This is a genomic window from Roseiarcus sp., assembly GCF_052145395.1.
Taxonomy (GTDB): Bacteria; Pseudomonadota; Alphaproteobacteria; order Rhizobiales; family Beijerinckiaceae; genus Roseiarcus.
Map to the genome: position 1 here is coordinate 1 of NZ_JBKQOT010000047.1, position 9,057 is coordinate 9,057.

Below are 9,057 nucleotides of genomic sequence, written 5' to 3' on the forward strand. Positions count from 1 at the left end.
CCACGATTCGCCGTTCTACGACGCCTACCTTTGCGCTGACGGCCGCTATGTCACGATCGGCGCGCTCGAGCCGCAGTTCTACGCGGCTCTTCTCGACAAGCTCAAGCTTGCGGACGTCGACCCGAAAGCGCAATACGACACGGCCCAGTGGCCGGCGCTGAAGGAACGCTTTCGCGAACTGTTCGCGAGCCGTCTGAGCAGTGAATGGCGGGCGCTGCTCGAGGGCACGGACGTGTGTTTCGCGCCGGCGCTGAGCTTTGCCGAAGCGGCGAGCCATCCGCACAACGCCGCGCGCGGCGTTTTTCGCACGCGCCCCGACGGACGGCTCGACGCGGCCGAGGCGCCCCGCTTCCAGCCGCTCGCCTGAGTTTTGGAGTCCCGATGACCCCGCACGCCCTGCCGCAAACGCTCGAATTTCCTTACGCCGCGCCGCCGGGGCCGGGCGAGGTCGTCGAAGTCCGGCCGGGGATCTTTTGGGCGCGGCTCGCCCTGCCGTTCCGGCTCGACCACGTCAATCTTTATCTCGTCGAGGACGGGGCGGGCCTCGCTCTGATCGACACCGGCATCGACAATCCGCCCTCGCGCGCCGCCTGGGAGGCGCTCATCGACGGGCCGCTCAAAGGGCGCAAGCTGACGAGGCTGATCGCCACCCATTTCCACCCCGATCACATCGGCCTCGCCGGGTGGCTTTGCGAGCGCTTCGAAATGCCGCTCGCCATGAGCCAGACCGAATATCTGCTCGGCCTCAACATCCGGCTCGACCCGTCGGCGCTGAAGTCCGAGCCCTACCGCGGGTTCTACCGCTCGCACGGCCTTTCCGCCGAGAGCACCGAGATCCTGCTCGGCAACGGCCTGCAATACCTGCGCATGGTCGCGCCGCCGCCAAAAACGTTCCAGCGGCTGATGGCGGACGACCCGCTGACGATCGGCGGACGGAGCTTTGTGGTCCTGACCGGCGGCGGCCATTCGCCTGAGCACGTGATGCTTTACGCCGCCGAAGACAATCTCCTCATTGCCGGCGACCAGATCCTGGCCAAGATCTCGCCCAATGTCAGCGTCGAGGCGATGGAGCCGGACGGCGATCCGCTCGGCATCTATATCCGCTCGCTGGAAAAGCTGAAGGCCCGCGTGCCCGGGGACGTGCTCGTGCTCCCCGGCCACAACCTGCCCTTCGTCGGCTTGCACACGCGGGCCGACGAGCTCATCGCCCATCACGAGGCGCGCTGCAGGGCGATCGTGGAGGCGTGCAGCGGCGGGCCGCAAACGGCGGCCGAACTCGTGCCGGTCATCTTCGGCAGACCGATCGACGATCCGCACCAGCTCGTCTTCGCCTTCGGCGAGGCGCTCGCGCATATCAACGCGCTGATCCGGACCGGCCGCGTGCGCTTCGCCGGCGCTGCAGACGGGCTGGCGCTCGAGGCGGCGTGAGCGGGAGGTGGCGCCGGCGCGTCCGTGCGCGGCCGACGAGAGCGGAAGGGCCCGCCGGCGGTCAAGACCAATCTCTACGACCACTTTGTCAGATTCTACTTTTTCCTCGACGAGCCCCCGGTGCGCGAACTTCAAAGCCCGATCAAGCCGGATAGGGTTTCCGGAAAAGCGATGGCAAGACAACCAACGTCCTCAGCGCGCAAAACGGAACGGACTACCAATTCGCCCAGATCCGCGGTCTCGTCGTGATCGGTTCGCCGGTCGGACTCGTCGCCTGTCTTCCGATGGGCATGGCGCAGGTCTCGTCGGTCGTGATCACCGCGGAGGTCGGGGTCACGCTGCATAAGGGCGAGGAGCTGGGCTACTTCCAGTTCGGCGCGTCCGCCTTCGTCATGGTGTTCGAGCGGGCGAGCAACGTGCAGTTGATCGGACAGGCGAACGTCCACGTCAGGCAGGGAAGCTGGATCGGAAACGCCTACCCCTACAGCTGACCGTTTCCGTCGACGTCGGTCGCAGGCCGTCGGCGCAAACACGCTCGAAGCGGCAGGCCAAGGCGTCGCCGCGCTCGGCCGAAGATTATCGTCGGGCCGGAGGTGCGACGGTGTGCGTCGTGGACTTGCCGCGCCGGTCAGGCGTAAATTGCGCAGCGGGAGACGTTGAGAGAGGTCCGTCGTCCATGCTCGAACGCCATATGGCCTGTCTCAGCCCGTCGGGGTTTCACCGCGTCGCCTATGACGAATGGCCTGGGCCGCTAGGCGCCCCGACACTCGTCTGCGTCCATGGCCTGAGCCGCAACAGCCGCGATTTCGATGTCTTAGCGCAAGCGATGTCGAAGACCCACCGGGTTGTCTGCCCGGACATGCCCGGACGCGGGCGCAGCGAATGGCTGAAGGACTCCAACGAATACGCGTTCCCAACCTATCTCGCGGACTGCGCGGCGCTGATCGCGCGGCTCGACGTCGAGAGCGTAGACTGGGTCGGAACCTCGATGGGGGCGGTGATCGGCTTTCTGCTCGCAGCGCAGCCGGGCGCGCCGGTGCGAAAGCTCGTGGTCAACGACGCCGGGCCGTTCATACCGAAACAGGCGCTCGCCTGGCTCGGCACATTCATCGGCGCCGATCCCACGTTCGAATCGCTCGACGCTATGGAGCAGGCGATCCGGACGAACAGCGCCGGCTTCGGCGCGCTGACCGACGCTCAATGGCGGACGATGACGCTCTATCTGTCGCACCAAAAGCCCGGCGGCGGCTACGGCTACGCCTACGACCCGCGGATCGGCGACCCCTACAAGCAGGATCTCCCCGACGTCGATCTGTGGCCGTTCTGGGATCGGGTCGCCTGTCCGACGCTCATTCTGCGCGGCGAGCATTCGAACGTCCTGGCGCGGAGCGACGCCGAGGAGATGACGAGGCGCGGGCCGAAACCGAGGCTCATCGAATTCGCCGGCGTCGGCCACGCGCCGGCGCTCATGACCGAAGATCAGATCGGCGTCGTCCGGAATTTTCTGAACGGGTGACGAGTCCGGCCGGCCTTTCCCTTTCGCCCGGCAGCCGATATCCCTCCCGGCGCCGAGACGAGAGCCCGCCCCATGCCGCCCCTGCTGCACCTTCGAGACATCGCCGTAACGCTCGGCGGCGCGCCTCTGCTCGAGGGCGCAGAACTGTCGATTGCGCCGGGCGACCGGGTTGCGCTCGTCGGCCGCAACGGATCGGGGAAATCGACGCTGCTTCGCATCGCCGCCGGCGAAGCCGCGCCGGAGCGGGGAACGCGCTTTCTGCAGCCGACGGCGCGCCTCGCCTTCTTGCCCCAGGAACCCGACATGTCGGGCTACGCCACGACGCTCGACTATGTGGTCGCGGACTTAGGCGAACACGAAGACGACTATGCCGCCCGCGCCATGATGGGCGACCTCGGGCTCGATCCGGCGGCGAACCCGGTTAACCTGTCGGGAGGAGAGGCGCGGCGCGCGGCGCTCGTCCGCGTTCTCAGCGCCGAGCCGGACATTTTGCTGCTCGACGAGCCGACCAACCACCTCGACCTCATCGCGATCGAGTGGCTCGAGAGCCATCTGGCCGCGAGCCGCTCGGCGCTCGCGCTCGTCAGCCACGACCGACGCCTGATGGCCGACCTGACCAACGCGACTGTCTGGGTCGACCGGGGCGCGACGCATCGGCTCGAGCGCGGGTTTTCCGCCTTCGAGGCATGGCGCGACGCCAAGCTCGAGGAGGAGGAAGCGGAGCGCCACAAGCTCGACCGCCGCATCGTTGCAGAAGAGCACTGGATGCGCTACGGCGTCACCGCGCGCCGCAAGCGCAACATGCGCCGCGTCGGCGAGCTCGCCGACATGCGTCGCGAGCGGCGCGAGGCGCGACGGGCGGTCGGCGTCGCGACCATGGTCGCCCAGGACGCCAAAGCCTCGGGGGCGCTGGTAATCGAGGCCGAAGCAATCGGCAAGGCCTACGACGGGACGCCGATCGTCCAGAACTTCTCGACGCGCATCATGCGCAGCGACCGGATCGGCGTGATCGGGGCCAACGGCGCCGGCAAGACGACGCTGATCAACCTGCTGACCGGGGCGCTCGCGCCCGATACGGGCGAGGTCCGCATCGGGACCAACGTGGTCATGGCGCGCATGGACCAGAAGCGTGACGCGTTGCCGCCGCCGACGACCCTGATCGACGCGCTCACCGGCGGCGGCAGCGACTACGTCACCATCAATGACGAGCGCCGGCACGTCATCGGCTACATGAAAGACTTTCTGTTCGGGCCGGAGCAGGCGCGCACGCCGATCGAGAAGCTGTCCGGCGGCGAGCGCGGGCGCCTCATGCTCGCCCGCGCGCTCGCGGCGCCCTCGAACCTGATCGTGCTCGACGAGCCGACCAACGACCTCGATGTCGAGACGCTGGACCTTCTTCAGGAGCTGCTCGGCGAGTACAAGGGAACGATTCTGATCGTCAGTCACGACCGCGACTTCCTCGACCGCGTCGCGACCTCGGTAATCGTCGCCGAGGGCGGGGGGCGCTGGCTCGAATACGCCGGCGGCTATTCCGACATGGTCGCTCAACGCGGCTTCGAACTCGCCGGCCCGACGACGGCGCCGGTTCCGAAAGCCGAGAAGACCGAGGCGAAGCCGAAGAGTGAGCCGCAGCCGAAGCGCAAGCTGTCGTTCAACGAGAAGCGGGCGCTCGAACTGTTGCCGCAGCGCATGGACGCCCTGCGCGCCGAGGTCGACGCGCTCGAGGCGAAGCTAGGCGACCAGGATTTCGCCGCCCGCGAGCCGGCCGCCTTCCAGACGGCGACGAACCGCTACGGCGAGGTCCGCGAGGCGCTGGCGAAGACGGAAGACGAATGGCTGGCGCTGGAAATCCTGCGCGAGGGGATCGAGGGGTAGAGCAGAGTCTCATGGGGCCGCCCATCGGACATTGGAGGGGCGGCGTCTCGCCGCCCCTGGCGCGCGAGACGCGCGCCCTCCGACGGTTACGCTTCGACGCTCGGCCTCAGCCACAGCGCGTAGAGCGCGCCCGCGAGGATTGCGGCGCCGGTCATCACCGCGGCGATCCCGGCCGGCGAGGCGTTGCGGTAGAGCGCCGCGCCGATCGCGCCGCCAAGCGCGCCGAACAGCATCTGGCTCGAGAGCAGGACCGCCGAGGCCATGCCGGCGATTTTGGGCAGGGGATGCACCGCCTCGTGCATGGCGTTGGGGAAGATGATCCCCATGGCGAGGAAATAGAAGAACGAGAGCCCTGCGACCGTCACCGCGGAGCCGAGCTCAGCGAGGCTGACGCCGAGCAGCGCGAGCGCGGCTAGCGCCGTCAGCGACAGGGCCAGATCCAGCGCCGTCTTCGGCTTTACGTGGCGCTGCACCAGTTGCGAATTGACGCTGGCGCCGGCGATCACGCCGAGCGAAGTGAAGGCGAAGAAGCCGGCGAAGGCGGCCTTTGTAACGCCGAAGCCCTGCATGAACAGGAGCGGCGAGGTGTTGATGTATGAGAACATGCCGCCGAAGGTCAGGCCGAGCACCAGCGAGAAGCCGAGGCAGAAGCGGTTGGTCAGCGCGAGTCCATAGTTTGCCGCGACGGCGACCGGCTCCAGGCTCTGGCGGACGCCGACCGGCTGCGATTCGCGAAACCGAGAGAGACCGAGAACGAGCATGAACGCCCCGATTGCGGCGAGGGCGAGATAGATTGTCCGCCACGGCGCGACATAGAGGATGAGCGCGCCGATACTGGGCGCGATCACCGGCGCGACCCCGTTCACTTGCGCAATGGCCGTGAGGAACAGCCGCGATTCGCGGACATCGAACAGGTCGCGCACGATCGCGCGCGGCAGCACGCCGACCGCGCCAGCGCCCGCGCCCTGAACCAGGCGGAGGCCGAGCAACAGGCCGATCGACGGCGCGAACGCGGCCCCGAGGCCGCAGAGCGCAAAGAGCAGGAGCCCGACGACCAGCACCGGCTTGCGGCCGAAGCGGTCGGCGAGCGGACCGACGATGAGCGGCGCGGTCGAGAAGCCGGCGAGAAAGATCGCGATCGTGGCGGCTGCCTGGGTCTGGGTCGCGCCGAGATCCGCCTGGACGAGCGCCAGGCTCGGCAGGGCCATGTCGATCGCCAGCGGCGGCAGCGCGGTCATTGCAGAGAGAAAGACCAGAAATCCGCGGCCATGAATGTTGAAAGACGTCACGAACACCCCGTGAATGCTTGCTGCTTCATGTCCCTACGCTTCCACGCCCGGTCGCAGCCAGACAAGATAGACCAGGCCCGCCGCGAGACCGCCGGCGCTCATCACCAGGCCGATCGCCAGCGGCGAGGAGTCGCGATAGAGCGCGGCGGCGAGCGAGCCGCCGAGCGCGCCGAACAGCATCTGCGCCGACACCAGCACGGCCGAGGCGATCCCGGCGATGTCCGGCAGGGGATGGATGGCTTCGTGCACGGCGTTGGGCATGACGAGGCCGAAGGCCGAAATGTAGATCATCACCGGCGCGATCACCAAGACAAGCGACGGATGCCCGCCGAGGCTCGCGATGAAAACCGTGAGCCCCGCAAGCGCTATGGCGCTGAGCGCGGCGTCGAGCACGGCGCGCGGGCTCGCATGCCGGCGCACCAGCCAGGTATTGAGGAGCGAGCCGGCGATGACGCCCGAGGCGGTCATGGCGAACAGCCCGCCGAACCCGGCTTGCGAGAAGCCGTAGCCCTCGATGAACAAGAGCGGCGAGACATTGACATAGGCGAACAGGCCCGCGAACACGAGGCCGACGATGAGCGAGAACCCACCGCACATGCGATTGGTCAGAGCCCGGCGGTATCCGGCGACGATCGTCGCCGGCCTGAGGCTGCGACGCATCGTTTCGTCGTGCGATTCGCCGAGCTTCGCCAGCGTGAACGCGCCGAGCGTGACAGCGACCACGGCGTGGGTCGCGTAGATCAGCCGCCACGGGCCGATCGCCAGCAGCGCTGCGCCGAGCGTCGGCCCGATCAGCGGGGCGACGCTGAACACGATCGAGACGGCTGCAAGCTGAAGACGCGCCTCGCGGCCTTCAAACAGGTCGCGGATGATTGCGCGCGGCAAAATCGCGACCGCTCCGGCGCCGACGCCCTGGAGGACGCGCGCGACGATCAGCACGGCGATCGATGGCGCGAGCGCGCAGCCGATCGACGCGAGCGCGAACAGCGCGAGCCCCGCGAGCATCACCGGCTTGCGGCCGAACCGATCGGCCAGCGGTCCAACGACGAGCGGCGCGGTCGAGAAGCCGGCAAGAAAGACTGCGATCGCCGAAGCCGCCTCGGCAGGGCTCGAGCCGAAATCGGCCTGCACGAGACTGACGCTCGGCAGGGCCATGTCGGTGGCGAGCGCCGGGAGGGCCGACAGGCCGCCAAGCAGCGCCGTGAACCCAAACCCATGGACCTTTGAGGTCATCGATCAGGCGGGCGTGTGCTTCACGTCGGCGCCGTATTGCAGAACCTGAACCTTTTCCAACGTCACGAGACCGCTGCCCATCATCCCGTCGAGCGTCGGCAGGAAGGCCTTGATCCGCTCCTCGGTGTCGACGATCTCGACGATTAGCGGCAGGTCCTCCGAAAGGCGCAGAATCTTGGTCGTGTGCAGCCGGCTCGTGCGGCCGAAGCCCATCGGCCCGCGTAGCACGGTCGCGCCGGCGAGCTTGGCGTCGCGCGCCGCCATGACGATCGCTTCGTACAGCGGCCGGCCTTTGTGCTTGTCGTTCTCGCCGAAGAAGACGCGCAGCAGCATGGCGTCGCGGGGCAGGTCCATGGCGTCAGGCTCCCTTGAGCTGGTTGAGCGCGCCGGCTGCGACTGCGCCGAGCCAGACCGCGACGAGGCATAAGACGACGGACATTACGACATTCGCCCCGGCGAGCAGCCATTCGCTGTCGCGGGCGAGGTTCAGCGTCTGCAGGCTGAACGAGGAGAACGTGGTGTAGCCGCCACAGATCCCGGTCATGACAAACTGGCGTGCGTCCGAACTGACGAACACGCGTCCGTCCGGCCCGGTCAGCACAGCGAAGAAGCCGATGATGAAGCAGCCGGTAATGTTGACCAGAATGGTGCCAACAGGAAACGTCTCGCCGATGGCGTGCGCGGCGAGGCCCGAGAGCCAATAGCGCGTCACGCCGCCCAGTGCGCTGCCGAGCATGACCCAGAGCCACGTCATGTTGTCGTGAGAATCCCTTGGAAGAGGAGCGCGACTTAAAGGCATTCGGGTCGGGGGCGCAACTTGCACATTCGGCGCACGGGCGAGCCTCGCTGAATTGTGAGAGGGGTCGCGCCGGGTTGCGGCTCGACGCGCCCAGGGCTAGTGTTGTCTTAGACAACACTAGCGATAGCCCGCCATGACCCTGGTCGACGACCTGCGCAGCTTCAACCGTTTCTACACGCGCGAGATCGGCCTCTTGAACCGGCGCTTGCCCGGCGGCGAGCTCTCGCTTGCCGAGGCCCGCGTCCTGTACGAGATCGCGCAGGCGCCGGCGCCGGCGCCCGGCCGGACGGCCGCGGACGTCGGACGGACGTTGCGCATGGACAAGGCGCATCTGAGCCGCATCGTCGCGCGGTTTCGCACGCGCGGCCTCATTGAAAGCCGCATCAGCCCCGACCACGGCAAGCACCGGATGCTTTCGCTCACGGACGCCGGCCGCAAGGTCTTCGCCGGGCTGGAGGCCGGCGCGCGACATGAGATCGGGGACCTTCTCGCCCCGATCGACCCAGCCGGCAGGGCGCGACTCGCCAGGGCCATGGACGAGATGCGCGCCGTGCTCGAGCGCAGCCAAACCCCACCCCCCGGTTGGCGCCTGAGGCCGCTCGCTCCGGGCGACGTCGGCTGGATCGCGCATCGCCAGGCCAGAATTTATCATGAGGAATTTGGATGGGACTGGACCTACGAGGGACTAGCCTGCCAGATTCTCGGCGCCTTCGTGCTCGGATTCGACGCCGCGCGGGAGGACGCATGGGTCGCCGAGCGCAACGGGTCGATCGTCGGCGCGATCTTTCTGATAGGTGGTTGCGAGTTTTTTCGCTCTCTTAATTCATTGTATTATATGGGGTAATTGGACTTTCCGGCGAGGGCTGCTCAGACTTCTCATGAAACCATGTCCGGATGAGCCAGATGCCAGAAAGCCC

9 protein-coding genes and 1 pseudogene are annotated in these 9,057 nt (G+C 67.5%); 6 read left to right on the forward strand and 4 right to left on the reverse strand.

Annotation, left to right across the window (positions count from 1 at the left end):
• The 5 genes and pseudogenes from ACLP25_RS01640 to ACLP25_RS01660 all read left to right on the forward strand — a co-directional run.
• Window positions 1-367, forward strand: a 367-nt coding sequence (locus ACLP25_RS01640) for a CoA transferase (RefSeq protein ID WP_442467509.1), incomplete at its 5' end; no start/stop codon positions are given.
• Window positions 368-381: 14 nt separating this feature from the next.
• A complete protein-coding gene (locus tag ACLP25_RS01645) occupies window positions 382-1,428 on the forward strand; it encodes an MBL fold metallo-hydrolase (RefSeq protein WP_442467510.1) in 1,047 nt (348 codons plus the stop codon).
• 209 nt (window positions 1,429-1,637) lie between these two features.
• Window positions 1,638-1,919 (forward strand): annotated as a pseudogene (locus tag ACLP25_RS01650) (phosphatidylserine decarboxylase); the annotation flags it as partial.
• Window positions 1,920-2,104: 185 nt separating this feature from the next.
• Window positions 2,105-2,944 (forward strand): alpha/beta fold hydrolase, encoded by an 840-nt coding sequence (locus ACLP25_RS01655; protein WP_442467511.1) that lies wholly within the window; start codon window positions 2,105-2,107, stop codon window positions 2,942-2,944.
• Window positions 2,945-3,016: 72 nt separating this feature from the next.
• Window positions 3,017-4,819 carry an ABC-F family ATP-binding cassette domain-containing protein gene (locus ACLP25_RS01660; protein ID WP_442467512.1) on the forward strand — a complete coding sequence of 601 codons (1,803 nt, stop codon included), beginning with the start codon at window positions 3,017-3,019 and terminating at the stop codon, window positions 4,817-4,819.
• A gap of 86 nt (window positions 4,820-4,905) precedes the next feature.
• Here ACLP25_RS01660 and ACLP25_RS01665 read toward each other — a convergent pair whose 3' ends face one another.
• From ACLP25_RS01665 to crcB, 4 genes are read right to left on the reverse strand one after another with little or no spacing between them, the layout of a single operon-like run.
• Window positions 4,906-6,108: a multidrug effflux MFS transporter gene (locus ACLP25_RS01665; protein WP_442467513.1), complete on the reverse strand. Its 1,203-nt coding sequence runs from the start codon at window positions 6,106-6,108 to the stop codon at window positions 4,906-4,908.
• 33 nt (window positions 6,109-6,141) lie between these two features.
• Window positions 6,142-7,341 carry a multidrug effflux MFS transporter gene (locus ACLP25_RS01670; RefSeq protein ID WP_442467514.1) on the reverse strand — a complete coding sequence of 400 codons (1,200 nt, stop codon included), beginning with the start codon at window positions 7,339-7,341 and terminating at the stop codon, window positions 6,142-6,144.
• Between the two features lie 3 nt (window positions 7,342-7,344).
• Window positions 7,345-7,695 carry a DUF190 domain-containing protein gene (locus ACLP25_RS01675; RefSeq protein ID WP_442467515.1) on the reverse strand — a complete coding sequence of 117 codons (351 nt, stop codon included), beginning with the start codon at window positions 7,693-7,695 and terminating at the stop codon, window positions 7,345-7,347.
• A gap of 4 nt (window positions 7,696-7,699) precedes the next feature.
• Window positions 7,700-8,095: a fluoride efflux transporter CrcB gene (crcB, locus tag ACLP25_RS01680; RefSeq protein ID WP_442467516.1), complete on the reverse strand. Its 396-nt coding sequence runs from the start codon at window positions 8,093-8,095 to the stop codon at window positions 7,700-7,702.
• A 178-nt stretch (window positions 8,096-8,273) separates the two neighbouring features.
• Here crcB and ACLP25_RS01685 point away from each other — a divergent pair, with 178 nt between their 5' ends.
• On the forward strand, window positions 8,274-8,984 hold the full coding sequence (locus tag ACLP25_RS01685) for a MarR family winged helix-turn-helix transcriptional regulator (RefSeq protein WP_442467517.1): 711 nt from the start codon (window positions 8,274-8,276) through the stop codon (window positions 8,982-8,984).
• The last annotated feature ends 73 nt before the right edge of the window (window positions 8,985-9,057 follow it).

What these genes read in the sequence shown, in the direction of transcription:
- ACLP25_RS01645 (WP_442467510.1), top strand. Translation starts at nt 382, where the DNA reads ATGACCCCGCACGCCCTGCCGCAAACGCTCGAATTTCCTTACGCCGCG.
- ACLP25_RS01655 (WP_442467511.1), top strand. Translation starts at nt 2,105, where the DNA reads ATGCTCGAACGCCATATGGCCTGTCTCAGCCCGTCGGGGTTTCACCGC.
- ACLP25_RS01660 (WP_442467512.1), top strand. Translation starts at nt 3,017, where the DNA reads ATGCCGCCCCTGCTGCACCTTCGAGACATCGCCGTAACGCTCGGCGGC.
- ACLP25_RS01670 (WP_442467514.1), bottom strand. Translation starts at nt 7,341, where the DNA reads ATGACCTCAAAGGTCCATGGGTTTGGGTTCACGGCGCTGCTTGGCGGC.
- ACLP25_RS01675 (WP_442467515.1), bottom strand. Translation starts at nt 7,695, where the DNA reads ATGGACCTGCCCCGCGACGCCATGCTGCTGCGCGTCTTCTTCGGCGAG.
- crcB (WP_442467516.1), bottom strand. Translation starts at nt 8,095, where the DNA reads ATGACGTGGCTCTGGGTCATGCTCGGCAGCGCACTGGGCGGCGTGACG.
- ACLP25_RS01685 (WP_442467517.1), top strand. Translation starts at nt 8,274, where the DNA reads ATGACCCTGGTCGACGACCTGCGCAGCTTCAACCGTTTCTACACGCGC.